We start from the raw sequence: 25,670 nt of genomic DNA on the forward strand, positions 1-25,670 counted from the left end.
TGTACCCTTTGAATTTCAAGCTGCAGTTAACAACGGCTGCAGTTTGAAAAGCGGCGAGTCTATATGCTTGTACGTTATGTACGACCAGAGCTAACCCCGATAGTTGAATATAACCCTGATTATTTTTACCACCACAAGGCAATCAGTACCACTGGGGGATTGTTACCCAAGGTTATGCCTTGCCACCGGCAGAAGATAACGCTCTGTTTCGGCCAGAATTTGCGCTAAATAAATATTATCCAATTGGCGGAACACCCGCTGTACATAGGGATCTTCACCCTCGCCAGGAATACGCTGATCGCCCTGCCAGGCTTGCAGCAGTTTCGCCCGAGCCTTGGTTTGTACTTCGTCATCCCAATCAATCTGCTGCGTTTCAGGCTGGTAGCACTGGCTCAGCCACGCCCAACCACTTTTGTTCAGCAAGAGTAACGGTTGACACAGGCCGCGCTGGTAACCCGCTACCAGCTCAGCCAAGTGCTCGTGTGCCTCTTGTGCGCTTAACGCGGCAAAACGCCAGGCTGCCCCCTTACGCCCGTAAATACGGCTTTCTCCCGTGCCACCGACGCAGCAATACACCAGATGTTCCAGCCACAACAATATCCCATCAACCGCCGACAACGTTGACGGCCGCCAGCGCAGCAGCCCATCGTCTTGAACCTGATGCAACCACCCACTGATATTCACCCCGGCAATATCGATATTCAGTTCCAGGCTATGTCCCTCTCGTCGTTCAGCACGCACCTGTTCGGCAAGTTCGGTCATCTCTTCCTGCTGCTTCTGCCAATAAATTTCGCCGAAGGGGCCAAAAGGCAAACCGCCAGCGGCACGTACCCGCTGAAACAGGCGCGTAGCGTCCTCGCCATCAATCAAGGTGTTCAGCAATTGGCTGTTGAACTGATAGCGGCTGAGGTTATCCAGGGTAAAGGGTTCTTCATCCGGTAATTCGGTTTCTTCCAGAATGAAACTGACGCCCAACCTCAGTTGGAAGAACGCACGGACAGGGTGACGGTAGAACCGCAGCAGATCATCCAACGAGATCTGCGTTTGCGGCTCTGGCAATAACGGCTGATTAAACGGCGGATGTGCCGCACCGCGCCTATCGGCGGCAGGTAACCACTCTGCCGCATAGCTTTGATCTTCGCTGCCGGGCAGAAAGTTCTCTGCGGCAAACGGCATGCGTGAATGCCAGTTGAGCAAATGTTGACCCACGCGCCGAGCGCTGCCATCGGCGTCCAGCTTTTCATCGCCCGGCAAGCAATAGCTTTGCTCCAGGTACTCTAACAATTCAGTCACCAATACCGAGGGGTAACGCTCGCTGTTATCCTGGATAGAACGGCCAATAAAGCTGATATAGAGCCGTTTCTGTGCCGACAGAATCGCTTCCAGGAAAAGATAACGGTCATCATCACGGCGACTACGGTCGCCACGCTTCATCTGTTGCGCCATCAAGTCAAAACCCAGCGGTGGCAGAGTGCGCGGGTAAACCCCGTCGTTCATGCCCAGCAGGCAAACCACGTCGAACGGAATGGAACGCATCGGCATCAGGGTGCAAAAATTGATTTGCCCGGCGAGGAAGCGTTGACTGATGCGTTCTTGATCAAGGCGCGCGGCCAACTCGTCACGCAATATAGACAGCGGCACGTCATCGGGATAGCGCGCCGCCAACCCGAACTCGAACACTTTGTTCCACTCCCGCTCTATCAGTGCCAACACCACTTCGGTTTCGTCATCCTGCTCGAAGAAGGTCTCAAGCAGTTGTCGACACAGCGGTTGCCATTCGGTCAGGGAGCGTGCCTGCCCCAATCGTTGCCGCCAGCGGCTCAATGCAGCCAGCAGTTCCGCCAGTTGGCCAGCCAGTTCAGCAACTAACCCGCTCGATTCGTCGTAAGGTAATACGCCCTGCCAATCACCGGCGTTGCTGTCCATGGCGTAACCCAGCAGCATACGGGTAATCCCGAATTGCCAGGTGTGCTGACCGGTCGCGGGCAAGTCCAACTCGCGTACGTTGTCGTCATCCAGGCCCCAGCGCACGCCAGACTCGCCGACCCAGTGGCGCAGCAGGCGCAGCCCTTCCTCACGAATGGAGAAACGCGCAGCCAGCGCCGGGACTTCCAACAGAGCCAGCACCTGTTCTGACGTAAAGCGACTCTGGGGTAGATCCAACAGAGAAATAAATGCCTGCAACGCAGGATGCGCCTGGCTGGCCTTTCGGTCAGAAATGGCAAACGGCAAATAACGTTCAGGTGAGGCGTTGCCGAACACCGCCTGAATATAAGGCGTGTAGCTGTCGATATCCGCCACCATCACAATGATATCGCGAGGCGTCAGCGTGGGATCGTCCGCCAGCATACTCAACAGCTGGTCGTGCAATATTTCAACTTCACGTTGTGGGCTGTGGCAGGCATGCAGACTAATGGAGCGATCGTCGGGATCAAGCTGGCGTTTAGTGGCGCTACTTTCCAATGTTTCCGGTGTGGTGCCGATCACTGCGCTGTTCTTCAACTCCAGCATATCGTGTTGAATGGCATGCAGCAGATTGTCCGCAGGGACATCAACGAAAGCAAAAACCTCTTGTGAGGATTCAATCTGCGAAAGTAAAAAGTGATGATCCCGCCCCAGCTTGCCCCATGAGGCCAGTAACGGGTTCGGCAAGTCTTGTTCACCCTCTTCATTGAACAGCGAAGCGGCATTATCCGGATCCCTGAACAATGCATATTCCGTTTTATCACGATAGTGCTGCCGTTTACGGCTCTGTAACTTCGCCAGGAATGACGGGCTCTGGATATCGCCCCAATAGTAACGGCACGGATTGGTGAACATCAGGTGAATATCAATGTGCTTTCCCAATGCCTGCAGCGCTTCCAGGTATACCGGCGGTAATGCGGAAATGCCGCAGATAAATACCCGTGGAGGCAATCCCACCGGCGGCTGATCCGCACTTTCCAGTGCCTTGATAAAGCGACGGTACAAATTGGCCCGGTGCCATTCCGGTTGCCCCAACGCCTGAGTGTATTCGACCAGCCGCGCCCACAGCGGAGCCTGCCATTGCTGTGCTTCCGCCAATCCGTCTATGCGTTCGCCTTTCTGCCAACTTTCCAGCCATTGCGGGCGGTACACCAAATATTGGTCGAACAGGTCTGCCACCCGGCCAGCAAGCTGGTGAATTTTACGTTTGTCGCCGTCGTCGGTGAGGTAATGCTGCAACGGGGCAAATTCAGGTTGGGTGAGCAGATCGGGCAGCAGCCACATCAGCTTCCAGGTCATGGCGTCTTTGCTAAAGGCACTCTCTTTCGGAATACCCGGCAAAACTCGCGTAAACATCTCCCAGATGAAGGTTGCAGGCAGTGGGAAAGCGATATTGGCGGCGATGCCAAACTGTTCGGCCAGTTGCATCTGTAGCCACTGCGCCATACCGGGGCTCTGCACCAATACCACTTCCTGTTGAAAAGGATCGGCCAATGGCTCTCTGGCTATCAACGCGCTGGTCAACGTTTTCAGCAAATCCAACTGATTGGAATGATAAACCCTAAACATTGGGAGCTCCCTTAAAACAAAATGACTGCCGGATTACTGGCGTTTGCAGTACCAACGGCTGAGTTTCGCCCACTGTCGTTGGGGCGTTTGTATTTTTACCGTCAGCCTTTGGCAGAACGCCTGCGGAGTGCTCAGCTCAGTATCAAGCAGCCACCCCGGCGCAGGTAGCGGCAGTCCGGCATCCACACGCCCAGTTGCGGCGAAAACGTCTAATTGCTGGTGCGCTAACGACCAAGCTTGCCGATACTGCCACTGACGCTGGAACGACTGCAACAGCACCTGATGATACTGTAACAATCCCAGTAGCGACACCGCGAACAGCAACGCAGCAATCATCACCTCTGGCAGACTGAAACCTTGCTGCTTACTCCGCACAGTCCACCTGTTTTTTTTCCGGGCAAAAATCCAGCCAGCCCCCCGCCTCTGCAACCAGCACGATCGAACTTTCCGCCCCGTCAGGCTTCGTCCGTTGATATATCCGCAGCGGCTCTCCATGATTCATGTCGGCTTCACCTCGCACCAGCACAATACCCGTCTGAGCGGACAATTTTGCGCAGGCACGCAATGCAGCGGTTTTCTGGCACCACCACCCATTAGTGACAAGGCGGTTGCGCGGCCAGGATTGTGCCACGCCCCAACTGAGTGCCGAAATAGCCTGGTTATAAGCCTGTAAGTAGCGCTGCTCGTCGGCCGCCACCAGTAAGGCACTGTCCAGTTGGCGATGCTGAGCATTCAGTAACATCAGCCCCATCACCAACAGCATCATCACCGCCGCCAGGGTACTGCCCCCTCGTTGCTTGCACGCATTCATGGCAGCGAGGCCATATTAACTGCCCAATGCAAACTGCGCCGTATACCGCTATTGGCTTTCGAGCGACCGGTCAATGCCAGCGAAACCCAGGTTTTGCCCCCATCCCCCGCGTTGGCTTTGACGTCAAAAGTTTCAATGCGCACTTCGTCGCTATCGAGTAGGCGTTCCCATCCCGTGCCATTGCAGTGTCTCACACCACGCTGCCCTTCCAGCATGCCCTGTCGAAGACGATAACCAAAGTAATCAGCATCAGTGCCGGTGTCTGCCCACTGACCGTTGCGAGAGACGTCGTAGGCCACAATCACGCAGCTGCCCGCCGCCTCACCGCTGGCATGGCTAATCAGCAGAGGCTTTCCGCGGCACTGACCCGCACAGAAACCGGCACGGCGTAGATCTTTCTCTATACCAAAAGCCAACTGCCGCAGCACCGACTCCAACCGATAATAGCGGCCGACATCAACACTGTGCTGATGCAGCACCGGGTAGGTCTTAGCGGCAGCAAGCGCAATCAGGCTGCCGAATGTGAGTGCCAGCATCACCTCCGGCAAAGTAAAACCACGCTCTAAGACTGACATAATGGAATCCCCCGTATGCTTTGGCCTTCACTGCATAGCCGGAGCCGCCCCTTGCCGGACAACACGAGTCGAAGGCTACCAGCCCCATTGCTCAATACAATATGCCCGGCTTGTGCATTGTTACGCAGGCCATAGAAGCCCATCTCTTTTTGGGTATAACCCGCCAGTTGCACATCCGTGTAGTGCGGGGTGAACACGTCATCGCCGAGCGCGTTGCAATCCGCAGGGGCTTGCCCGTTGCTGATGCACCAGGGGGCGCCGGTTTTAAAACCCAGCAATACCGTGCGATTGCGCCAGTTAGCGTCCGCTTGCATCCGTGTGAGAAAGGCCAGCAACTGTTGGGCGGTATGCTCCAACCGCAAAGCCTGCTGGTAATCACGCCAATGGCTGATCCCCTTGCCGGTTAGCACACCGGCAAGGGTCATAACCACCAACAGTTCAATGAGTGTCATGCCACGTTGGCCTGTAAAGTTAAACGTCGTCTCATCATTCATAGCGGCCAGTGTAAGCCAGTATGCCGCGGGATAAAGCGCCCGTTAGCCGACATGAATTACGCCACGCAACCTTTTGATGTAACGAGTGGAAAAGCCTAAAAAAATGCGAAGCAGAACGCAGAGGTAAATGAGGCAGAGGCAGAGGCAGAGGCAGAGGCAGAGGCAGAGGCAGAGGCAGAGGCAGAAAAAAGTAAGGGCGCAACCCGTGCGCCCTTAGCAATAATTTATGGCAAGAAAATCAAATGGCAACCGGTGCCTTGATGGCAGGGTGCGGATCGTAACCTTCGATTTCAAAATCGTCGAAACGGTAATCGAACAGCGATGCCGGTTTGCGTTTGATCAGAAGTTTTGGCAATGCACGCGGTTCGCGGGTCAACTGAAGCTGGGTTTGTTCCATATGGTTGCTGTACAGATGCGTGTCGCCACCTGTCCAGACGAAATCACCCACTTCCAGATCGCATTGCTGCGCCATCATATGCACCAGCAACGCATAGCTGGCAATGTTGAACGGCAGGCCCAGGAACACATCACAAGAACGCTGATACAGCTGGCAAGACAATTTCCCGTCTGCCACATAGAACTGGAAGAACGCGTGGCACGGTGCCAATGCCATCTGATCCAGCTCACCCACGTTCCAGGCAGAAACGATGATACGGCGCGAATCCGGATCCTGTTTCAATTGGTTCAGCACGGTGGTCAATTGGTCGATCTGACGACCGTCCGCTGCCCCCCAGGCTCGCCATTGCTTGCCGTACACCGGGCCAAGATCGCCGTTTTCGTCAGCCCATTCATCCCAAATGCTGACGTTGTTTTCCCGTAAGTAAGCCACGTTGGTGTCACCGTTCAGGAACCACAGCAGTTCATGAATAATTGAACGCAGATGACATTTTTTGGTGGTGACCAGGGGAAACCCTTCCTGCAAATTGAAACGCATCTGGTGGCCGAAAATCGACAACGTGCCAGTGCCGGTACGGTCGGCTTTAGGGGTGCCCTCGGCGAGCACTTTGTTCATCAAATCCAGATACTGTTTCATTTGTTCCTCACGACAGTTGTTGCTGCGGGCGGCGGCGATACGCCCAAATCATCATAATAATACCGGCCACCACCATAGGAATGGACAGGATCTGCCCCATGCTGATTACGCCGTCGAACAGGCCGAGCTGGGCATCCGGCTGACGGAAAGCTTCGACAATAATACGGAATGCACCATAACCAATCAGGAACAGGCCGGAGACGGCGCCCATTGGCCGCGGTTTGCGGATAAACAGGTTCAGAATGATAAACAGCACCACGCCTTCCAGCAGCAGTTCATACAGCTGAGATGGATGGCGCGGCAACACTCCGTATTGGTTCAGGATCGGCAACAGCTGCGGGTCGGCGGCGGCAAGCGCCACGTCTTCGCTGCGCGAACTTGGGAACAGCATCGCCCATGGGGTATCGGTCGTCACACGGCCCCAGAGTTCGCCGTTGATAAAGTTGCCCAAGCGGCCGGCACCCAAACCGAATGGGATCAGCGGGGCAATAAAATCGGAAACCTGGAAGAAGGTGCGTTTGGTGCGACGAGCGAACCAAAACATCACCAGGATCACCCCCATCAAACCGCCGTGGAACGACATGCCGCCATCCCAGACTTTAAACAGATAGAGCGGGTTATCCAGGAACAGCGGCAGGTTGTAGAACAGCACATAGCCAACGCGGCCACCGACGAACACACCGAGGAAACCGGCATACAGCAGGTTCTCTACTTCATCCTTGGTCCAACCGCTGCCTGGCTTGTTGGCACGGCGCACCGCCAGCCACATGGCAAAAACGAAGCCAACCAGGTACATCAGACCGTACCAATGCAGAGAAACCGGGCCGATAGAGAAAATCACCGGATCAAATTTAGGAAACGCCAGATAGCTATTGGTCATCTATCACCACAACATGTCTATTATTCTTCCCCATCCGGGGGCGGCAGGTGCCAAACGCGGTGAAACACAGCAGGAACACTCTTTTTCCGTTGCTTTCAACGCAGTTGAGGAGGCGGATAATAGCATAAGCTTAACCCCCTCCGGTCTGGCCTGCTGGGAAAAGTTCTGTAAAAAAATCAGTCAGCCCGTGACCTTACTTACCGCCGCGGATCAAACCGCCCATGCCACGCCGCTCCATAAACGCCGCAACCTGATGGCGTACTTCGGTGGTCATTTGTGCGTTCAGTACCCGCTGCGTCAACACTTCGGCGTCGGATAGTTCGATATGTCGCAACAGATATTTGATGCGCGCCACGCTGCGGCCGTTCATGCTCAGATTGCGATACCCCATGCCCACCAGCAACAGCGCGCCCATTGCGTCGCCAGCCAATTCACCGCACAAGCTGACCTGTAACCCGACGGCCTTGGCTTGAACGGCGATCAACTTCAACACCTGCAACATGGAAGGATGCAGGCTGTCATACAGCGACGCTACCCGGGTATTATTGCGATCTACCGCCAGCAGATATTGCGTCAGGTCGTTGGTGCCCACCGAAATAAACTCAACGCGCCCGGCCAGATGCGGGATCATGAAGATCATCGACGGCACTTCCAGCATGATGCCCAGCTTCGGTTTCGGGATTTCATACCCGAGAACCTCTTCCACTTCTCGCCCTGCGCGGTCGATCAAACGCCGAGCCTCGTCGATCTCTTCCAGGCTGGTGATCATCGGCAGCAGAATACCCAGATTGCCCGTGCCCGCATTGGCACGGAGCATGGCCCGTACCTGAATCAAGAATATTTCCGGTTGATCCAGCGTGATACGGATACCGCGCCAGCCCAAGCAGGGGTTTTCTTCGCTGATCGGCATATACGGCAGTTGCTTATCGGCACCGATATCCAGCGTACGCAGCGTCACTGGCTTGTTCGGATACAGCTGGAGCATGCCTTGATACTGCGCGACTTGTTCTTCTTCAGAAGGAAAACCGCTTTGCAGCATGAAGGGGATTTCAGTACGGTACAGGCCAACGCCGTCGACCCGCCCACCCAGCAATTGTTCGTGTTCCGGGCTAAGGCCAGCATTGAGCATGACCTGAACACGCTCGCCACTTTTGAGTTGGGCCGGCTGCTCAACGTCGTCCTCAGCCAGTTTGCTTAATTCTTGTTCTTCGCTGATCAGCCGTTGGTATTCCTGAACCAGTACCGGCTCAGGATCCACCAGCAGTTCACCGCGATAACCATCGACAATCAACAGCCGCTGACTGAGCAGCGCAGGCTGAATATCTGCCCCCATCACCGTCGGCACGCCCATCGCACGCACCAATATCGCCGCATGGGAGTTGGCAGCACCGTCACGCACAACAACACCGACCAGCCTGTCCTGCGGCATTTCGGCCAGCAGTGTGGCAGTCAGCTCATCGGCCACCAGTACAAAACGCGCTGGCCACTGAGTCGCACCTTGGGTGGTGTCGTCGAGGTGGAACAAAAGGCGTTGGCCAAGCGCACGCAGATCGCTTGCACGCTCGCGCATGTAGGTGTCTTGCAGGCTGGCGAACTGCGCGGCAAAGACTTCAATCACCTGTTTAACCGCCCATTCAGCCACAGAACCGGCATCAATCTCGGCAAACAATTCGCGTTTAAGACGGGCGTCGTTCAACAGGTGAGAGTAGAGATCGAAGATCGCCGCGCTCTCTTTTTGCGAGCTGGCGGCAAAGCGCTTGCTGAAGCGACGGAATTCCGCCCCGGCTTCTTCAAGCGCCTGAGTCAGGCGTTCCCGCTCGCTCGCGGTATCGAGCGTCGAGGCCTTATAAACTTGATCGAGTGAAGGCTGGCTGCTGTCCTGCCAGCCCTCCGCCACCGCAACGCCCGGTGAGGCTGCCAGTGCGCGAATACGCGTCTGTCGGTATTGGCCGAAAATGGCGTTAAGCTGTGACTGCGAGAGGATCCCGGCCATCTGCGTGGCAAGCGTCACCATGAAGGATTCTTCGCTTTCGTCAAACTGACGTAGCTCACGCTGCTGCACCACCAACACGCCCAGCAATTGGCGGCGATGAATGATCGGCACGCCGAGGAAGGATCGGAAACGATCCTCCTTCACCTGAGGAATGTATTTGAAGCTGGGGTGACTTTGCGCATCCGCCAGGTTAATAGGCTCCGCACGGCGCCCGACCAACCCGACGACACCTTCATCAAATGCCAACGCGATGACACGCCCACGCGGTTTTTTTAACCCGCGTGTCGCCATCAGGTAGTAGCAGCGGCGGTCGTTGTCCGCCAGATAGATGGAACAGACCTCCGTATCCATTGCCAGACAGGTTTCATTAACCAAAAGATCCAGCGCATCTGTCAGACTGGCCGCCGCGGCCACCTTCTCAACAATTTCTCGCAAGCGCGTGAGCATAGTCGGCTTAACTTAACCTCTCTTCCGGCGATAAGCGGGGATCTGCCGCTGTGCTGCCTGCTCCTGCATTGGCATCACGGTCACGGCGAATTCTTTCATCACCCGGCGGTATACGTCACGTTTGAACGACACCACCTGGCGCACCGGATACCAAAAACTCACCCAGCGCCAACCGTCAAACTCCGGCGTGCTGCTGCGTTGCATATTGATATCAGCGTCATTGCACATTAACTGCAACAGAAACCATTTCTGCTTTTGGCCGATACAAACCGGCTTTGTGTCCCAACGCACCAAACGTTTTGGCAATTTATAGCGCAACCAGTTGCGGGTTGAGGCCAGGATACGCACATCCTTTTTACTCAGCCCCACTTCTTCGAACAGCTCACGGTACATTGCCTGTTCTGCGGTTTCACCAGGGTTAATCCCACCTTGGGGAAACTGCCAGGAGTGTTGACCGTAACGGCGAGCCCACAGGACTTGCCCCTGACGATTACAGATTACGATACCAACATTCGGGCGGTAGCCATCATCATCGATCACCGGACTACCTCGATAAGCTTAAATTCGCATAGATACCCTGATTGTTTCACACAAGCTACAGGCGGTAAACCACTGCTTTGCGGCCCTGCAAACCGGATAACATTGGGATAACTCACAGATAATGGCAAAGTTATAAACATGCAGGGCAATTTCACCGCGGTTTTATTCACTTTTTCTGTGGATAGGTGTGTGAAGAACTCAAGGGATAAGCCGGTAAAACTCTGACAAGCTCAAAAACCCATAAAAAACGAAAACCAAATTAATACTTTTAAAATAACAATTTATGGGTTTATCAACAGACATGTACAGAGCAAAAATGTGATCTATGTCCGCTAAGGATCCTGGACTGGTGAAAGATCCACCAACGTCGTTTTTATCCACAGATTATTCGCGCAAGTTACGCACAAAACGGACAATTTCGCAAAAAGGTGCCCACGTCAAGGCTGTAAATCGAACCAGTGATCGGTAAAAATTTGGGTTATCCCATAAATCTGTGGATAAATAGGTGTAAGATCCTGTTTATTGTCGGTGGCTTCTGGTGCACAAGCGTCGTCAGGAATTTTCTCCCCGCCATGTGTCAGAAAAAAAGTCATGAAAAATCATGCTACTATTATTCTTTTCCCCAGCCACTTCCGGCAAAAGTTATCTGTGTACAAATGCAGTACGTTTTTCAACCAAATCTAACAGGCTTGTATTATGGCGTTTTTATCTCCTCTGCCCGCTCCTCCCAAAAACGAGCAACAGCTGTTTGAACGGGCGCAACAGCTTGCCGGTTGCAGCCTGGGTGAACTGGCCGAACGCGCACAGTTGGCTATCCCTAAGGACCTGAAGCGCGATAAAGGCTGGGTTGGCATGCTGTTGGAACAATATCTTGGCGCCATGGCAGGCAGCAAACCGGAGCAGGATTTCCCCGAATTGGGTATAGAGTTAAAAACGATTCCGATAGACGCCGCCGGTAAACCACTGGAAACCACCTTCGTCTGCGTTGCCCCCTTAACCGGCAATAGCGGTGTAACCTGGGCCAGCAGCCACGTGCGCTATAAACTGGCGCGTGTATTGTGGATCCCGGTTGAAGGTGAACGGCAAATCCCGCTGGCGCAACGTCGCATCGGTTCTCCGTTGTTATGGAGCCCTAACGCGATTGAAGAAGAAATGCTGCGCCGCGACTGGGAAGAATTGATGGATTTGATCGTGCTCGGCCACGTCGAACAGATCACGGCTCGACACGGTGAAGTACTGCAACTTCGGCCCAAGGCCGCCAACAGTAAAGCGCTAACGGAAGCCATCGGTGAACAGGGGCAGCCGATCCTCACCTTGCCGCGCGGCTTTTATCTGAAGAAAAGTTTTACCGGCGCGCTATTGGCAAGACATTTTCTCATCTGATCGCGTTTGTTTAGGTCACGTTTAGCTAACGGTGTCGCCGTATCAATAAACGGGTATAATTCAGCCTTGGCTTTTTATTAAGGTGTGCTGGGCAATGTTCGAGTGGATTGTGGATCCCAATGCCTGGTTAGCGTTAGGTACGCTGACCATTCTTGAGATCGTTCTGGGTATTGATAACATTATTTTCCTTTCCCTGGTGGTGTCCAAACTGCCGAAAGCGCAACAGAATAAAGCGCGCCGTCTCGGGTTGGCGGGTGCAATGTTAATGCGCCTGGGGCTGTTGGCCTCTATCGCCTGGGTGATCCGTCTGACCCACCCGCTGTTTACCGTGATGGAACACAGCATTTCCGCACGCGATCTGATCCTGCTTCTGGGCGGGTTGTTCCTGATTTGGAAAGCCAGCAAAGAGATTCATGAAACCATCGAAGGCTCAGAGGAAGAACACAACACGAAAGTGCACAGTTTCTTTGGCGCCATCGTACAAATTATGCTGCTGGATATCATTTTCAGCCTGGACTCGGTGATCACCGCAGTAGGTCTGTCTGACCACCTGTTTATCATGATGGCCGCTGTGGTCATTGCCGTTGGCGTCATGATGTTTGCCGCCCGCCCGATTGGCGAGTTTGTTAACCGCCACCCTTCGGTGAAAATGCTGGCGCTGGCATTCCTGATCCTGGTCGGCTTCACGCTGATGTTGGAAAGCTTCCAGGTACATGTACCAAAAGGCTACATTTACTTTGCGATGTTCTTCTCAATGTCGGTTGAAGCGCTCAACTTGATGCGCAGCAAGAAAAAGCAGGTCTCTGAGTAATGCCTCTGCGGGAGTGTGCAAAAGCCGCTCCCGCAATATTGTCCGCCGTTCCCAACGCTACTCGGCCCTACTTTCTCTTACAGAGATAAGGACTTATCCGAAACACGGCGCATCTAGAGTTTGCTAATCTAAGAAGAGACTTCTTTTCTGCATACATAAACGAGGATCGGCAGGATGAAAAAGTGGGTAATGGCAGTTTCGGCACTGGTTATCGCCGCCGGGTTGGCGGGATGTTCCAGCGATTACGTTATGGCGACTAAAGACGGCAATATGATCCTGACCCAGGGCAAACCGGAAATCGACAAAGATACCGGCCTGATCAGCTATAAAGATGAAAAAGGTAACAGTCGCCAAATCAACGGTGATCAGGTTTCACAGGTTATCGAGCGTTAAACACCCTGACTATACCCTATAGCTTTCACGTTGCAGCCAGGCCCCCAGCTCGTTTGTACCCAAATATTGTAGGGACGAGGTTATTCGTCCCTACAGTCGCTGAAGTCAGTGACAAATCTGCCGGGAACCTATTTGATCGCCGCAGCTTGAAAGACCGCCTCTGTGATACACGATAGCCGCCTCTCGCACTGAATCCTCTTCCCCCATCTTCTCCGCTTGGTTATAGTCGAGAAAGGCGATATACCGCCTTGCAGGCTGTTTGCCGCAGCCTGCCCTTTGGCTCCTGTTTCACCGGGCGGTACAGCCCGTAGCGCTAACATGAAAGGAAGGCCGTTAATGCAATACCACCGTATTCCCCACAGTTCTTTAGAAGTGAGCGTGCTGGGACTGGGCACCATGACCTTTGGCGAACAGAACAGTGAAGCCGATGCCCACGCGCAACTCGACTATGCATTAGCCGCTGGCGTCAACCTGATCGACACCGCAGAGATGTATCCGGTACCGCCCCGTCCAGAAACCCAGGGGTTGACTGAGCAATACATCGGCAGTTGGATCAAGGCACGCGGCAATCGTGAGAAGATCGTGCTGGCCAGCAAGATCGCCGGGCCGGTGCGTGGCACCGATAGCAGCATCCGCCCGCAGCAGGCATTAGACCGCAAAAATATCCGCGCAGCACTGGATGCCAGCCTGAAGCGACTAAACACCGATTATCTCGATCTCTACCAGCTGCACTGGCCGCAGCGAGCGACCAATTTCTTCGGCAAGCTCAATTATCAATACACCGACGATAAAGCCACCGTCACCCTGCTGGAAACGCTGGAAGCCCTGACCGAACAGGTACGTGCCGGTAAAATCCGCTATATCGGGGTGTCTAATGAAACGCCATGGGGCGTGATGCGTTATCTGCAATTGGCTGAAAAGCACGAGTTACCGCGCATCGTCTCTATTCAGAACCCCTACAGCCTGCTGAACCGCAGTTTTGAAATAGCCCTGGCCGAGATCAGCCAGCATGAGGGCGTCGAACTGCTGGCCTATTCCAGCCTGGCGTTCGGTACGCTCAGTGGCAAATACCTGAACGGTGCCAAGCCTGCCGGAGCGCGTAATACGCTATTTAGCCGCTTTAACCGCTACTCTGCGCCGCAAACGCAGCTGGCCATTGCAGAATATGTCGCATTAGCCAAAAAACACGGGCTGGATCCGTCACAAATGGCGCTGGCCTTTGTACGTCAGCAACCTTTCGTTGCCAGTACCCTGCTGGGCGCCACCACGTTAGAGCAACTGAAAACCAACATCGACAGTTTCGACGTGGTGTTGAATGAAGACGTTCTTCAAGGGCTGGAAGAAATCCATACCCGCTTTACTATTCCTGCACCATAAATCATGTGGGGCGCGTAAATGAACCGCGCCCCATCTGTTATTTTGCCCGCCGCTGCGACAACCACAGTGCGCTTATCGCCAGCGCAAACACCACGCCAAAACCAATTCCTACGCCAACCACCGGCACGCTGACTTTCACCGCCAGAGAATACAGCCCGAGCATCAGCAACATTGCGGTGTTCTCTCCCAGGTTTTGCACCGCGATCGCATTGCCTGCCCCCACCGAGTTTTTGCCCCGTTCCTGTAATAAGGCATTCAGCGGTACCACAAAGAAGCCGCCCAACACGCCGATAATCAACAACACCACATAGGCGTTAAACAGGGTCGTTTGCAGTGCAAATACCGCCACAGCGACACCGATCAAAATCCCGGCAGGCATGCAGCGTTTCACCGTCTCCAATGTGACAAAGCGCGCGGCGGCACCGGCCCCCACCACAATCCCAACCGCCACCATCGCATTGAGTAGCGTTGGCGTGGCGTTATCCGTGATACCGAGCGCCACGGGTACCCACAGCACCAGCAGAAAACGCAGTGTGACCCCTGCGCCCCAGAACAGGCTGGTACCAATCAATGAAAAACGTGTCTGACCATCGCGCCACAGCACCACGCAAGCGTTGAAGAAAGCGCGAGTCATGGCACGCGGCGTCCAGGAAACCGCCGGATGCGCCGCCGGCAAGCGCGGAATATACAGGTTGGCGATCACCGCAGCCGCATAGACCAATGCACACACCGCCAGCGCCGCCACGATATGCCAATCGGCCAATATACCACCGGCCACAGAGCCAATCAGGATCGCAGCAATAGTGGAAGCCTCCATCAGGCCGTTGGCCTTGACCAACTTTTCACCGCCGGTGATCTCCCCCAGAATGCCGTATTTTGCCGGCGAATAGGCTGCGGCGCCGACACCCACCAGGCTATAACCAAGGAACGGATTGAGCCCAAAACAGATGACCAGTGCGCCAGCAAGCTTCAATCCATTGGCCACCATCATCACTCGCCCCTTGGCGAAACTGTCGGCGACCTGACCGACAAAGGGAGCCAGAACGATGTAGGTCGCGACAAAAGCCATTTGCAAAATCGGCTGACTCCAGTCCGGGTAGAGTTGTTGTTTGATCAGCGCCAGCGTGGCGAACAGCAACGCATTATCGCCAAAAGCGGACAGGAACTGCGCACAGATCACGGCGATCATACTGCGTGAAAGCAGAGGTGAATCAGTATTCAACGTCGAGCTCATCAGACTGTCTCCGGCTGTTCAGCCATGTTACGCAGGGTCACAAAGTCCGGCTTACCGCTGCCAAGCACCGGCAAGGTTTTCAAAATGCGAATATCACGCGGCACTGTCAGCTCGGGGCTGCCCAACTCACGAGCGACCCGTAGCAACGCTTCACGGCTCATGCCTGCTGCCGTGGTAAACAGCACCAGCGCTTCGCCCTTGCTGCTATCGCTTTTCACCGTAGCAGCGTGCTGCCCTTCTGGCGCTGCACGTTGTGCCAACAGCTCAACACTCTCTAGCGAAACCATTTCACCCGCCAGTTTGGCAAAGCGCTTCACTCGACCACGGATCACACAGTATCCCTGTTCGTCTAATGTGACGATATCGCCGGTATCATACCAGCCCGGTTGCAGGTTACCCTGTGCATCCTCTGCCGCCGGTGGTTCCAACTCGCCCGGACGCTCCACCCGCAAATAGCCCTTCATGATATTCGGCCCTTTCAACTGCAGACGCCCGCCGTTATCAATGCCTGGTACCGCGATCAGCCGCGCCTCCATCTTCGGCATAATGCGCCCCACCGTACCGACCTTAGCCGCCAGCGGTACGTTGATCGACACCACAGGTGCACATTCTGTTACGCCATAGCCTTCGAGGATGCGAATGCCGTATTTGTCCTGATAAATTTGTTTGGTGCTGTCTGCCAGCTTTTCCGCGCCAGCCACGACATAGCGTAAACGGGCAAAATCATACGGATGGGCAAAGCGTGCATAGTTATTAAGGAAGGTGGCAGTACCAAACAACACGGTGCAGTTGCGGTCATACACCAGCTCCGGTACCACGCGGTAATGGAGCGGACTGGGATAGAGGAAAATACGGCTACCGGTCATCAGCGGCGTCAACAACCCGACCGTCAGGCCAAATGAGTGGAACAAGGGTAGCGATGACATAAAGCGATCACGTGGCGTGAAATCAGCAATGGTACGGATCTGCTCAACATTGGCCAATAAACTGGCGTGAGAATGCACCACGCCTTTTGGATTGCCTTCCGAGCCCGAGGTAAACAGGATCAACGCAGCATCGTCCGGCTGCTGTGGCAGCATTGCCCGCACAGGTTGCAACAAATGGCGAAGGATCCACAATTTGTCCGTCAAAGTAACGGTATCTTTCAAATCCTCCAGATAGACCCAGTTAGCTTCAGGTACCTGCTGCGGTAAATGCGTCAATTTGCCCTTCTCCAGAAACTGGCGCGAAGTGACAATGGTTTTGATATTGGCGGCGGTCATGGCGCTTTTCAGGCCATTGGATCCGGCGGTGTAATTGAGCATCGCCGGAATACGGTTACGCAGCGAAGCGCCAAAAATCACTGCGACAGTGATAGTGGCATTCGGCAATAGCATGCCGACATGCTCACCCTCGGCAGTAAAGCGTTGCAGGATACGGCTGACACCCAGAGCCTTTTTGATCAACGTCTGGTAGCTGTCTTCCTTAAAGTTAATATCCTCGATGCACGGCTTACGGCTGCCGTAACGGTGCTGTGCTGCCAGCAGGGCTTGAAACAAGGTCTGTGGTTCGCGGGTATCCATACGTGCCTGCATCATGATCTGATGCAAACGGTCCCCGGCAAGCGCACGGCGATCGCGGGCACGGGGGGCAATCGGCATCGGCAGTGACGTTGGGGGTAAGATCCGGATGCTGATCTGTGGAAACCAGCGGATCTTGAACACCCCAGCCATACGGCCAAAGGGGCTGAATTCAGCACCATCGAGCCGAATGGGCACCAGGGTCGCCCCCGATTTGGCGGCAATAAATGCAGCGCCATCGTAAACCTTCATCAAGGATCCGGTAACGGTAATCCGCCCTTCAGGAAAAACCACAATCGGTCGTCCCTGTTCCACCCTGCGCACCAGCTGCTTGATGGCCATCGGTTTTGTTGGGTCGAGTGAGACAAAATCGATATAGGGCCGCAGCCAACGCATAAACCAACGATCGCCAATGCTGGCATAAACGGCAAACACCGGTTTGATCGGTAAGAACAGCGCCAACAAAATGCCATCAAGGAAGGAGATATGATTGGGTGTAATCAGCAGCTTTGGCTGATCAAAATGCCGGGCGTCACCTTCGACACGTACCCGGTACAACAGGCGGAACAACACCCGCAGCATAGAAAAGATCATGCCCTTCTCCCTTTGGCCCAAAATGAGTGTATCCCCAATAGATCTCAAGGAGCGGGATGGCCGCAAGCATACGGGCCCCCAAGCGCTTACAGAAGTAAGTCATTGGGGCGCAGCCAACACACCAGCGCCTTGAAAGGTAAAGGGGATAAATGGTTGTTGGGAAAAGAATACTATATGGCAGATGGCAGGCAAAAAAAAACCTACGCATCCGCGTAGGTTGGTGCAATTGAAAATGGCTTCAACATACAGAGTATGTTGATTTCTCACCAATCAATACCTCTGGGATCACCTACTCTAGAGAGGAGTGGATTAAGAAACTACCGATCAATCGCAAGAGTTTTGCTCTAAATGCAACCAGCTGTAAATTTCCCACGCTTGGCGGAAATAACTCAATGAAAGCTAAACAATCCTGGGCAAGATAAATACAAAATGTGATTTTGTGCAGGCGGGTTAGCTGGGCTTCAGGAAAAAAACCTACGCATCTGCGTAGGTTGGTGCAAATTAATATGGGTCAACAAACACGTTGTTGAAACTCACCAATCAATACCTCTGGGACGTTAAACTTACCCCGTGCTGCCAAATACCAGCCAGCAGGCTATCGCAACATTAGGGCGCAAAGTGTAACCAGCTATTTATCGGGTGCTCACCTCTACCAGACAGCTCATGGCGTTCGGCCCCTGGGTTAGCGGCGAGGTGCCGATATCCAGCGTTAATACATTGGGGTTGCCGGACTGCTCTACCGGTAACTGTTGGTCACCCACCCCCGGATCAAACCAGGCACCGGTCGCCATCAGTACCACACCACGTGTGACCCCATCGGTAATAGCAACGCCCGCCAGGCAGTGACCACGCGCATTGCTAACCTGCACTTCGGCGCCATTGGCAATACCCCGTTTTTCTGCATCCTCAGGGTGCATATACAGAGTCTCACGACCCGCGGTTTTATTGCCTTGCGCCAGTGGTGCAGGATCCATCTGGCTATGCAAACGGTCGCTCGGCTGAATAGAAATCAGGTGCAGCGGCCACGTTTTTGCCTGTGGAGCCCCCAGCCACTCAACCGGCGGCTGCCACTGCGGATGGGGTGCAAAATCAGGATAGCGATAACGGGCGATTTTCTCGCTGAACAGCTCAATTTTGCCACTCGGCGTTTGCAGCGGGTTAGCCTTTGGATTGGCACGAAAGTCGTCAAAGAACACAAATTCCTTCGCCGGTGCCGGCAACTCGACGTAGCCTTTACGCCAGAAATCGTCAAATTCGGGCCATTCCACCCCTGTGCCCGCCTGCGCCTGCCCACACTGTTGGTAAATAGATTCGATCCAGGCCCGTTCATTACGGTTTTCGGTAAATTGCTCGCGATAACCCAATCGCTCCGCCAAGTCGGCAAAAATATCAAAATCGTTGCGCGCTTGATGCTGTGGTGCAATGGCCTGATGCATCGCCAACACGTAGCGATCGCGTGATGAACCGCCAATGTCGTTACGTTCCAGCGAGGTCGTGACTGGCAGAACGATATCTGCCATCTTTGCCGCCGGCGTCCACCAGATATCCTGCACAATCACCGTATCCGGCTTCTGCCAGCCCTCCACCAGTCGATTTAACTGCTGATGGTGATGGAACGGGTTGCCACCGGCCCAATGCACCAGATGGATATCCGGATAGTGCAAGGTTTCACCGCGGAACTGATAGGGTTCGCCGGGGTGCAGCAACATGTCGCAGATACGCGCCACGGGAATAGCCAACCCGCATGGGTTCTCCCCCACCGACATCATTGGCCCTGGCGTGTCCACGCGCGGATTGCCAACGCCATTCATCGAACCATGGCCAAACGAGAAACCGCCGCCGGGTAGCCCAACCTGACCAAGCATCGCCGACAGCGCTATCATCATCCAGTAGGGCTGTTCGCCGCGGTGGGCGCGCTGAACTGAATAGGAACAGGTGAGAAAACTGCGTACACCAATCAGTTGCTGCGCCAACAACGCAATGCGCGCCGCCGGAATGCCGGTAATTGCGCTGGCCCATTCAGGCGTTTTCGCCACGCCGTCATCCACGCCACGCAGATAATTCGCCAGTTGGTCGTAACCGGTACAATGGCTATAAAGGAAGGCTTCGTCCTGCGCCCCTTGGCGTTGAATTTCGTACGCTAACGCTAACATCAACGCCACGTCGGTGTTCGGACGGATCGGGATCCATTCGGCATTAACAAATGCCGGGCAGTCATCGCGCATCGGGCTGATGTTGATAACCGGGGTGCCTTTCTGAACCAGTTTTTGCAACCAGGGCTTGAGTGAATGTTCAGCAGCCCCGCCAGAAGACACTTGGGCATTCTTCAACGCCAGCCCACCGAAGGCCACAAACAGCTCACAGTGCGCGATCACACTGGGCCAACTGGTGACACGTCCGGTCAATGGGGTGAAGGTGCCGATCACATACGGCAGGAAAAACTGCGCTGCCCCCCAGCTGTAGTTACCCAACTGATCAACGCCGCCACCGCCACTGAAGTAAAAACGCCGCACTAACGAACGCGCATGATGCAAACGGCCGGCGGACGACCAGCCGTAGGAACCGGTAAACAGGCCTGAAGGACCGTAACGATCGCGCACGCGCCGGTTTTCTTCCGCCACCAGATCAAGTGCAAGCTCCCAGTCAACCTCAACAAAATCCTCACGACCACGCAGCGTGCGGTCACTGCCTTCACGTTTTTGCAGCCAGGAACGACGCACCGCCGGCTTGCGGATACGCTTATCGGAATAGGCCATTGGCGCAATGGAGTCGAGCAATGGAGAAGGATCCGGATCATCGGCAAAAGGCTCACAACGGATAAGCCTGCCGTCTTCAACCACGGCGGTATAAGCCCCCCAATGCGCGAGTTGCGGATAACGTTTAATCGACATGCGGTTCTCGAACAAGAAAAGATGCACAAAAGTAACATCAGCCAGTGCCCGGAACCAAAGCACAAATTGCGCTATTAATGCGTCCGGTAAGTCTAAGCGCACGATAAATCGCACATATCTGCAACAGCCACCACAAGTTGCGATCGCCAGCGCTTGCAGCACCGGACTTTTTCCGCAAAACTGAGGAATGTAAGCGATTACCCAGGATGTATGACAGATATGGCTACCATAAAGGATGTTGCCAGGCTGGCGGGTGTTTCCGTGGCCACGGTATCCCGTGTAATAAATAACTCCCCAAAAGCCAGCGAAGGCTCACGCACCGCCGTGCAAGCCGCGATGGAACAATTGCAATATCACCCCAACGCTAACGCCCGCGCGCTGGCGCAGCAATCGACCGAAACGCTCGGATTGATTGTCTCTGACGTGTCCGATCCTTTCTTTGGCGCCATGGTCAAAGCGGTGGAACAGGTGTCCTACGCGACCCACAATTTTCTGCTGATCGGCAACGGGTACCACGATGCGGAAAAAGAACGTCAGGCGATCGAACAACTGGTGCGCCATCGCTGTGCTGCGCTGGTGGTGCATGCCAAAAAACTGACCGATCGTGAATTAAGCGGCTGGATGCAGCAAATCCCTGGCATGGTGCTGATTAACCGTACGCTCCCAGGTTTTGAATCTCGCTGCGTCGCACTTGACGACCGTTACGGTGCCTGGCTGGCAACCCGCCATTTGATCCAGCAAGGGCATCAGCGTATTGCCATTATTTGTTCCACCCACCAGATTTCTGACGCAGCAGACCGTCTGCAAGGCTATCTCGATGCATTGCAGGAACATGGCATCCCGGTGGATGAAAAGCTGATTGCCTACGGCGAACCCGACGAAATTGGGGGTGAGCACGCCATGACCGAGTTGCTTGGCCGGGGAAAAAACTTTACCGCAGTGACCTGCTACAACGATTCTATGGCTGCGGGCGCGTTATCGGTACTCAGCGATAACAGCGTCGACGTGCCGGGACAGATGTCGTTGATTGGCTTTGATGACGTGCTGATTTCACGCTACCTGCGACCACGCCTGACAACCATTCGCTATCCTGTCGTGGCCATGGCGACCCAGGCGGCTGAATTGGCACTGGCGCTGGCCAATAACCTGCCGCGGCCCGAAATTACCAACATGTTTAGCCCGACGCTGGTGCGCCGCCATTCGGTGTCCAGCATCAATAACGTGTACGAGCAGAACTAGCCTAACGCCCGGTGATACAGCCGCACCGGGCGGTCAGGATAATCCAGCGCGTCACCGATATAGTGCCAGCCATGGCGTTCGTAATAACCGCTGAAGTCAGCGTAAAGATACAGCTCGCTGAAACCAAGCTGCCGGCTGTAATCCTGCACATGCTGCTGCAACTGCAGGCCCAGGCCAGTGCCACGCTGGCTTTCGTCGATGTACAACGCCGCCAGCCAAGGCGTCAAATCTTGGCGGCTAATCAGATCACAGCGCCATAAGCCGACAGTGCCAACCAGTTTATCCCCCAGCAGAGCGATAAAGGTGACGGGCAAATCCGCCCCACGCAGGCCGCTGTCTACCACACTGGCGAAAAATGCCCGGCTGCTCTCGCTGCCGAACGCCCGCCATTGCCAGTCAATCACCTGCTCACGGTACTGAGGAAAGTCAGCCAACAACACAATACTTGTCATTCTACCGCCCTTTTTTCATTGCTTGATTCTCATCTACACGCGTTTGCCCGCGACACCGCCACCACGATAAAAAGCCGCACAGCCAACAGCTAACCCTATGCTAGACTGAGCATTATTTGCCACCAGCGGATGTTGAAAGGGGTAAGCCACTGATGATCACCATGTTGGATGTTTCCATTCGCGCGGGGGTATCTAAAGCCACAGTTTCACGCGTGTTAAATGGCACCGGCCAGGTGAAAAAGAGTACCCGAGAAGCCGTGTTCAAAGCGATGGACGAATTGGGTTACCGCCCGAATTTCCTTGCCCAATCGTTGGCGAACAAAAGCTCCAACAGCATCGGGTTGGTCGTGTCCAATTTCGACGGCCCCTACTTCGGGCGACTGCTCCGCCGTGCAGCTAAGCTGATTGAAGCCAGCGGCAAGCACTTGATTGTCACCGACGGCCACGACACACCGGAAGATGAGCTCCAGGCAGTGCAGCTGTTGGCCGATCGGCGCTGTGATGCCATTATTCTCTATACTCGCTTCATGTCCGAATCTGCACTGATGGATTTGCTGGACAGCCTGCCGGTACCGATTATGGTGATCAACCGCGATTTGCCGCAAGCGCGAGCACGCTGCGTGTTCTTCGAACAACAAAAGGCTGCCTTCCATGCGGTTGATTATCTGATTCAACAAGGGCACCGCGAGATCGCCTGCATTACCGGCCCCATCAAGACGCCTACCGCTCAGGCGCGGCTGGCAGGTTACCAACAGGCGCTTGAGCACCATCAGATTGCCTTCGATGCCTCCCGAGTGGCCTATGGCGACAGCAGCGTACAAAGTGGTTATCAGGGAGTACAGCGTTTACTGGACGAAAATAGCAATTTCAGCGCACTGTTCGCCTGCAACGACGATATGGCGGTGGGCGCGATGAAGGCGCTGCACGATGCCGGCAAACGCCTGCCACAGGATGTCTCACTGTTCGGCTTTGACGACGAACCCAGCGCCGCCTATTTACAACCCGCGCTCTCCACGGTTTATCTGCCGATCGATGTCATGATCGAAGCCGCCATCAGCCAGGCTTTCCGCTTGATCAACCGAGAAGACATCCAGCCGCTCCCGCCTTTTACCGGTGAATTACGGCTACGTGAATCAGTGATTCCAGGGCCATACGCTGATTGATTCCCACTGGCGTTGTCGTCGGTTGCGCACCGCGCCGCATTTCTTCCACTGCAATTTCCCTTACCTGCAACTTGGCAGCATATTGTCACCACGATAGCCTTTACACTATATAGCTCTGAAGCTATATTCGGAGCGTGACATGTGGCAGGTTGTGACCGTCGAACGATTCGACAGCTGGTTTTTATCATTAAACGGGGATGAACAAGAAAGCCTCTTAGTGGGCATTTTTAAACTGCAGGAGTTTGGCCCTTTGCTGGCACGTCCGCATGCCGACACGCTGCATCACCATGGCAAAATACAGCATTTGAAAGAACTGCGTATTCAGCACCGTGGGCGCCCATTTCGGGTTTTCTTCGCCTTCGACCCACAACGGCAGGCCGTCCTGCTATGTGGTGGCGATGAAACCGGCAATAAACGCTTCTATCAGCAAATGTTGCCCATCGCCGTGAGAGAATTTTCATATTATCTGGCAACCCTGAGGTAACGTATATGGCCAAGCCATTATCAAATCTGATCGATAAACTCGACCCAAACGTCGTTGAAGCGGCACGACAAAAAGCGGACAACGAGATTTTTGAATTACGGCTGGCAATGCTGCGAGAAGAACTGGCCGTGTCCCAGGCAGAACTGGCCAAGCGGCTGGGTATCAGCCAGCCTTCGGTTGCCAATCTGGAGAAACGCGGCAGCGAAATCAAACTCTCTTCGCTGAAGCGCTACATTGAAGCAATGGGAGGCACGCTGGCGCTGGACGTCCAACTCCCCAACGGCCAACATCGACGCATGACGCTGTGAAACGGGCGCAGCAGGCTGCGCCCAAAACAATCAGAGCAATTCCAGCGCTATCAACTCTTCAATCGTCTGTCGACGACGGATCAAGCGCGGTTCACCGTTCTCAAACAGCACCTCCGGCAGCAGCGGACGGCTGTTGTAGTTCGATGACATTGAGGCGCCATACGCCCCGGTATCATGGAATACCAGATAATCGCCAACCTGCACTGGCGGCAGTTCGCGGGTTTCAATACCGCCACCGGCCTGCTGGGTAAAGACATCACCCGATTCGCACAGCGGCCCGGCGATCACGGTATCGCGCAATGGCTGGTTGGCAGTATCGCGGCCATCGGCCGGTAACAAAGAAATATGGTGGTAGCTGCCGTACATCGCCGGACGCATCAAATCGTTAAAACCGGCATCCACCAGCACAAAGTGGCGGCTACCCATATCTTTCACCGCGCGCACCTCAGCGACCAGCACCCCGGCTTCCGCCATCAGGAAACGGCCAGGTTCAATCTCCAGGCTTATCGGGTGGCCCAAATGGGCGGCAATACGCTCACGGGCGCGGTTCCACAGGCCAAAATAGTGTTCGGTATCAATCGCCTCTTCACCGTATTGATACGGGATAGACAGGCCGCCGCCGGCTGAGATGGCGCTGATATCCTGACCGAGGTCAATGACCTGCTGCACCATGGCGTCACACACGCGCTCCAGGTGTTGGTAATCAACACCCGAGCCGATATGCATATGCACGCCGATCAGCTTCAGGCCATATTGTTGAATTTTTTCTACTGCCTGCGGCAAATCGGCATACCAAATGCCGTGCTTGCTGTTCTCGCCGCCGGTATTGGTTTTCTGACTGTGGCCATGCCCAAAGCCTGGGTTGATACGCAGCCACACGGGATGCTCTGCAGACACCTGACCCAGTTGCTCCAACATGTCGATCGACCCGACATTGACCGGGATTTTCAGCTCACTGACGCGTGCCAGCGTTGCATGGTCCAGCACGTCGGCAGTAAACACGATTTCACTTGGCTCGCCGCCCGGCTGAAACCCTGCTTGCAATGCACGTTCGATCTCACCGAGCGACACTGAATCCACTTTAACGCCCTGCTCACGCATCAGGCGCAAAATATGGATATTCGAACACGCCTTCTGGGCGAAGCGGATCACATCAAAATGACGCAGTTGGCTAATGCGCTCACTGATGATAGCAGCATCATAAGCCCATACAGGGCAACCAAAACGCTGCGGCAAAGCCAGCAGGTTAGCGGCATTAAGAGCCGTCGAAGTGTCGTGCAAAGCGCGTGGCATGGTGATGTCCCCGGTTCGAAAGTGGTCTGGCCGTCGTATTTCACATCGCGGCGCTGTTAACTGCGATTGGAAATCCCTAGGGCTGGTTAATGACCTTAATATTGCCGCACTCTTTCTCGGGTGGAAAATATCTATTTAGCCAGAGTCTATTCATTTATGATATGGCTTTGCTCGTTAAGGAC

The 25,670-nt window shown here is 54.6% G+C and carries 22 protein-coding genes; 8 read left to right on the forward strand and 14 right to left on the reverse strand.

Annotated elements, in window-relative coordinates; genetic code table 11:
- Nucleotides 1–162 precede the first annotated feature (162 nt).
- The 9 genes from recC to rppH form a co-directional block, all read right to left on the reverse strand.
- Nucleotides 163–3,534, reverse strand: coding sequence for an exodeoxyribonuclease V subunit gamma (gene recC / locus ACI2J2_RS22295; RefSeq protein WP_404760869.1), 3,372 nt, complete (start codon nt 3,532–3,534; stop codon nt 163–165).
- Nucleotides 3,535–3,567: 33 nt separating this feature from the next.
- Complete coding sequence (locus tag ACI2J2_RS22300) at nt 3,568–3,909, reverse strand: prepilin-type N-terminal cleavage/methylation domain-containing protein (RefSeq protein WP_209639807.1); 342 nt, start codon at nt 3,907–3,909, stop codon at nt 3,568–3,570.
- Complete coding sequence (locus ACI2J2_RS22305; RefSeq protein WP_404760870.1) at nt 3,899–4,345, reverse strand: YgdB family protein; 447 nt, start codon at nt 4,343–4,345, stop codon at nt 3,899–3,901. Before ACI2J2_RS22305 ends, ACI2J2_RS22300 begins: the two co-directional genes overlap by 11 nt.
- A complete protein-coding gene (locus ACI2J2_RS22310) occupies nt 4,342–4,920 on the reverse strand; it encodes a prepilin peptidase-dependent protein (protein ID WP_404760871.1) in 579 nt (192 codons plus the stop codon). Before ACI2J2_RS22310 ends, ACI2J2_RS22305 begins: the two co-directional genes overlap by 4 nt.
- On the reverse strand, nt 4,908–5,414 hold the full coding sequence (locus ACI2J2_RS22315; RefSeq protein WP_404760872.1) for a prepilin peptidase-dependent protein: 507 nt from the start codon (nt 5,412–5,414) through the stop codon (nt 4,908–4,910). The genes ACI2J2_RS22310 and ACI2J2_RS22315 overlap by 13 nt, the downstream gene beginning before the upstream one ends.
- Before the next feature lie 238 nt (nt 5,415–5,652).
- Nucleotides 5,653–6,447: a thymidylate synthase gene (gene thyA / locus ACI2J2_RS22320; protein WP_209639795.1), complete on the reverse strand. Its 795-nt coding sequence runs from the start codon at nt 6,445–6,447 to the stop codon at nt 5,653–5,655.
- A gap of 7 nt (nt 6,448–6,454) precedes the next feature.
- Complete coding sequence (lgt, locus tag ACI2J2_RS22325) at nt 6,455–7,327, reverse strand: prolipoprotein diacylglyceryl transferase (protein ID WP_209639792.1); 873 nt, start codon at nt 7,325–7,327, stop codon at nt 6,455–6,457.
- A gap of 193 nt (nt 7,328–7,520) precedes the next feature.
- Entirely contained in the window at nt 7,521–9,767 is a 2,247-nt protein-coding gene (gene ptsP / locus ACI2J2_RS22330) for a phosphoenolpyruvate--protein phosphotransferase (RefSeq protein ID WP_209639789.1), read from the reverse strand.
- Between the two features lie 12 nt (nt 9,768–9,779).
- Complete coding sequence (gene rppH / locus ACI2J2_RS22335) at nt 9,780–10,307, reverse strand: RNA pyrophosphohydrolase (RefSeq protein WP_209639786.1); 528 nt, start codon at nt 10,305–10,307, stop codon at nt 9,780–9,782.
- A 696-nt stretch (nt 10,308–11,003) separates the two neighbouring features.
- Here rppH and mutH point away from each other — a divergent pair.
- The 4 genes from mutH to ACI2J2_RS22355 all read left to right on the forward strand — a co-directional run bounded on the left by mutH (nt 11,004) and on the right by ACI2J2_RS22355 (nt 14,271).
- Nucleotides 11,004–11,690: a DNA mismatch repair endonuclease MutH gene (mutH, locus tag ACI2J2_RS22340; RefSeq protein WP_404760873.1), complete on the forward strand. Its 687-nt coding sequence runs from the start codon at nt 11,004–11,006 to the stop codon at nt 11,688–11,690.
- A 94-nt stretch (nt 11,691–11,784) separates the two neighbouring features.
- On the forward strand, nt 11,785–12,501 hold the full coding sequence (locus tag ACI2J2_RS22345) for a TerC family protein (RefSeq protein WP_209639780.1): 717 nt from the start codon (nt 11,785–11,787) through the stop codon (nt 12,499–12,501).
- Nucleotides 12,502–12,675: 174 nt separating this feature from the next.
- On the forward strand, nt 12,676–12,894 hold the full coding sequence (locus ACI2J2_RS22350; protein ID WP_135317776.1) for a YgdI/YgdR family lipoprotein: 219 nt from the start codon (nt 12,676–12,678) through the stop codon (nt 12,892–12,894).
- Nucleotides 12,895–13,230: 336 nt separating this feature from the next.
- Nucleotides 13,231–14,271 carry an NADP(H)-dependent aldo-keto reductase gene (locus ACI2J2_RS22355; RefSeq protein ID WP_130381893.1) on the forward strand — a complete coding sequence of 347 codons (1,041 nt, stop codon included), beginning with the start codon at nt 13,231–13,233 and terminating at the stop codon, nt 14,269–14,271.
- 37 nt (nt 14,272–14,308) lie between these two features.
- Here ACI2J2_RS22355 and lplT read toward each other — a convergent pair whose 3' ends face one another.
- From lplT to ACI2J2_RS22370, 3 genes are all read right to left on the reverse strand, one after another.
- Complete coding sequence (lplT, locus tag ACI2J2_RS22360) at nt 14,309–15,505, reverse strand: lysophospholipid transporter LplT (RefSeq protein ID WP_209639774.1); 1,197 nt, start codon at nt 15,503–15,505, stop codon at nt 14,309–14,311.
- Complete coding sequence (gene aas, locus ACI2J2_RS22365; protein WP_209639771.1) at nt 15,505–17,658, reverse strand: bifunctional acyl-ACP--phospholipid O-acyltransferase/long-chain-fatty-acid--ACP ligase; 2,154 nt, start codon at nt 17,656–17,658, stop codon at nt 15,505–15,507. The genes lplT and aas overlap by 1 nt, the downstream gene beginning before the upstream one ends.
- A 632-nt stretch (nt 17,659–18,290) precedes the next feature.
- Nucleotides 18,291–20,549 (reverse strand): molybdopterin guanine dinucleotide-containing S/N-oxide reductase, encoded by a 2,259-nt coding sequence (locus ACI2J2_RS22370; RefSeq protein ID WP_404760874.1) that lies wholly within the window; start codon nt 20,547–20,549, stop codon nt 18,291–18,293.
- A 219-nt stretch (nt 20,550–20,768) separates the two neighbouring features.
- On the opposite strand from ACI2J2_RS22370, the gene galR reads away from it, so the two are divergent.
- On the forward strand, nt 20,769–21,788 hold the full coding sequence (galR, locus tag ACI2J2_RS22375; protein ID WP_265556487.1) for an HTH-type transcriptional regulator GalR: 1,020 nt from the start codon (nt 20,769–20,771) through the stop codon (nt 21,786–21,788).
- Here the strand turns inward: galR and ACI2J2_RS22380 are convergent.
- Nucleotides 21,785–22,240, reverse strand: a complete 456-nt coding sequence (locus tag ACI2J2_RS22380; RefSeq protein ID WP_209639763.1) for a GNAT family N-acetyltransferase — start codon at nt 22,238–22,240, stop codon at nt 21,785–21,787. The two genes, galR and ACI2J2_RS22380, sit on opposite strands and share 4 nt — an antisense overlap.
- A gap of 152 nt (nt 22,241–22,392) precedes the next feature.
- Between ACI2J2_RS22380 and ACI2J2_RS22385 the strand changes: the two genes are divergently transcribed.
- The 3 genes from ACI2J2_RS22385 to ACI2J2_RS22395 all read left to right on the forward strand — a co-directional run bounded on the left by ACI2J2_RS22385 (nt 22,393) and on the right by ACI2J2_RS22395 (nt 24,195).
- A complete protein-coding gene (locus ACI2J2_RS22385) occupies nt 22,393–23,403 on the forward strand; it encodes a LacI family DNA-binding transcriptional regulator (protein WP_404760875.1) in 1,011 nt (336 codons plus the stop codon).
- A 139-nt stretch (nt 23,404–23,542) separates the two neighbouring features.
- Nucleotides 23,543–23,887, forward strand: a complete 345-nt coding sequence (locus ACI2J2_RS22390; RefSeq protein ID WP_209639757.1) for a type II toxin-antitoxin system RelE/ParE family toxin — start codon at nt 23,543–23,545, stop codon at nt 23,885–23,887.
- A 5-nt stretch (nt 23,888–23,892) separates the two neighbouring features.
- Nucleotides 23,893–24,195, forward strand: a complete 303-nt coding sequence (locus tag ACI2J2_RS22395) for a helix-turn-helix domain-containing protein (RefSeq protein ID WP_404760876.1) — start codon at nt 23,893–23,895, stop codon at nt 24,193–24,195.
- Between the two features lie 30 nt (nt 24,196–24,225).
- Here ACI2J2_RS22395 and lysA read toward each other — a convergent pair whose 3' ends face one another.
- Nucleotides 24,226–25,488 carry a diaminopimelate decarboxylase gene (lysA, locus tag ACI2J2_RS22400; RefSeq protein ID WP_209639751.1) on the reverse strand — a complete coding sequence of 421 codons (1,263 nt, stop codon included), beginning with the start codon at nt 25,486–25,488 and terminating at the stop codon, nt 24,226–24,228.
- Between the last annotated feature and the right edge of the window lie 182 nt (nt 25,489–25,670).

Origin of the sequence: Serratia sp. NPDC087055 (assembly GCF_044900985.1) — a bacterium.
Taxonomy (GTDB): Bacteria; Pseudomonadota; Gammaproteobacteria; order Enterobacterales; family Enterobacteriaceae; genus Serratia.

Bases quoted from the DNA above. Each gene is read 5' to 3' on its own strand.
- recC (WP_404760869.1), bottom strand. From the start codon at position 3,534: ATGTTTAGGGTTTATCATTCCAATCAGTTGGATTTGCTGAAAACGTTG.
- ACI2J2_RS22305 (WP_404760870.1), bottom strand. From the start codon at position 4,345: ATGAATGCGTGCAAGCAACGAGGGGGCAGTACCCTGGCGGCGGTGATG.
- ACI2J2_RS22310 (WP_404760871.1), bottom strand. From the start codon at position 4,920: ATGTCAGTCTTAGAGCGTGGTTTTACTTTGCCGGAGGTGATGCTGGCA.
- ACI2J2_RS22315 (WP_404760872.1), bottom strand. From the start codon at position 5,414: ATGAATGATGAGACGACGTTTAACTTTACAGGCCAACGTGGCATGACA.
- thyA (WP_209639795.1), bottom strand. From the start codon at position 6,447: ATGAAACAGTATCTGGATTTGATGAACAAAGTGCTCGCCGAGGGCACC.
- lgt (WP_209639792.1), bottom strand. From the start codon at position 7,327: ATGACCAATAGCTATCTGGCGTTTCCTAAATTTGATCCGGTGATTTTC.
- ptsP (WP_209639789.1), bottom strand. From the start codon at position 9,767: ATGCTCACGCGCTTGCGAGAAATTGTTGAGAAGGTGGCCGCGGCGGCC.
- mutH (WP_404760873.1), top strand. From the start codon at position 11,004: ATGGCGTTTTTATCTCCTCTGCCCGCTCCTCCCAAAAACGAGCAACAG.
- ACI2J2_RS22345 (WP_209639780.1), top strand. From the start codon at position 11,785: ATGTTCGAGTGGATTGTGGATCCCAATGCCTGGTTAGCGTTAGGTACG.
- ACI2J2_RS22350 (WP_135317776.1), top strand. From the start codon at position 12,676: ATGAAAAAGTGGGTAATGGCAGTTTCGGCACTGGTTATCGCCGCCGGG.
- ACI2J2_RS22355 (WP_130381893.1), top strand. From the start codon at position 13,231: ATGCAATACCACCGTATTCCCCACAGTTCTTTAGAAGTGAGCGTGCTG.
- lplT (WP_209639774.1), bottom strand. From the start codon at position 15,505: ATGAGCTCGACGTTGAATACTGATTCACCTCTGCTTTCACGCAGTATG.
- aas (WP_209639771.1), bottom strand. From the start codon at position 17,658: ATGATCTTTTCTATGCTGCGGGTGTTGTTCCGCCTGTTGTACCGGGTA.
- ACI2J2_RS22370 (WP_404760874.1), bottom strand. From the start codon at position 20,549: ATGTCGATTAAACGTTATCCGCAACTCGCGCATTGGGGGGCTTATACC.
- galR (WP_265556487.1), top strand. From the start codon at position 20,769: ATGGCTACCATAAAGGATGTTGCCAGGCTGGCGGGTGTTTCCGTGGCC.
- ACI2J2_RS22380 (WP_209639763.1), bottom strand. From the start codon at position 22,240: ATGACAAGTATTGTGTTGTTGGCTGACTTTCCTCAGTACCGTGAGCAG.
- ACI2J2_RS22385 (WP_404760875.1), top strand. From the start codon at position 22,393: ATGATCACCATGTTGGATGTTTCCATTCGCGCGGGGGTATCTAAAGCC.
- ACI2J2_RS22390 (WP_209639757.1), top strand. From the start codon at position 23,543: ATGTGGCAGGTTGTGACCGTCGAACGATTCGACAGCTGGTTTTTATCA.
- ACI2J2_RS22395 (WP_404760876.1), top strand. From the start codon at position 23,893: ATGGCCAAGCCATTATCAAATCTGATCGATAAACTCGACCCAAACGTC.
- lysA (WP_209639751.1), bottom strand. From the start codon at position 25,488: ATGCCACGCGCTTTGCACGACACTTCGACGGCTCTTAATGCCGCTAAC.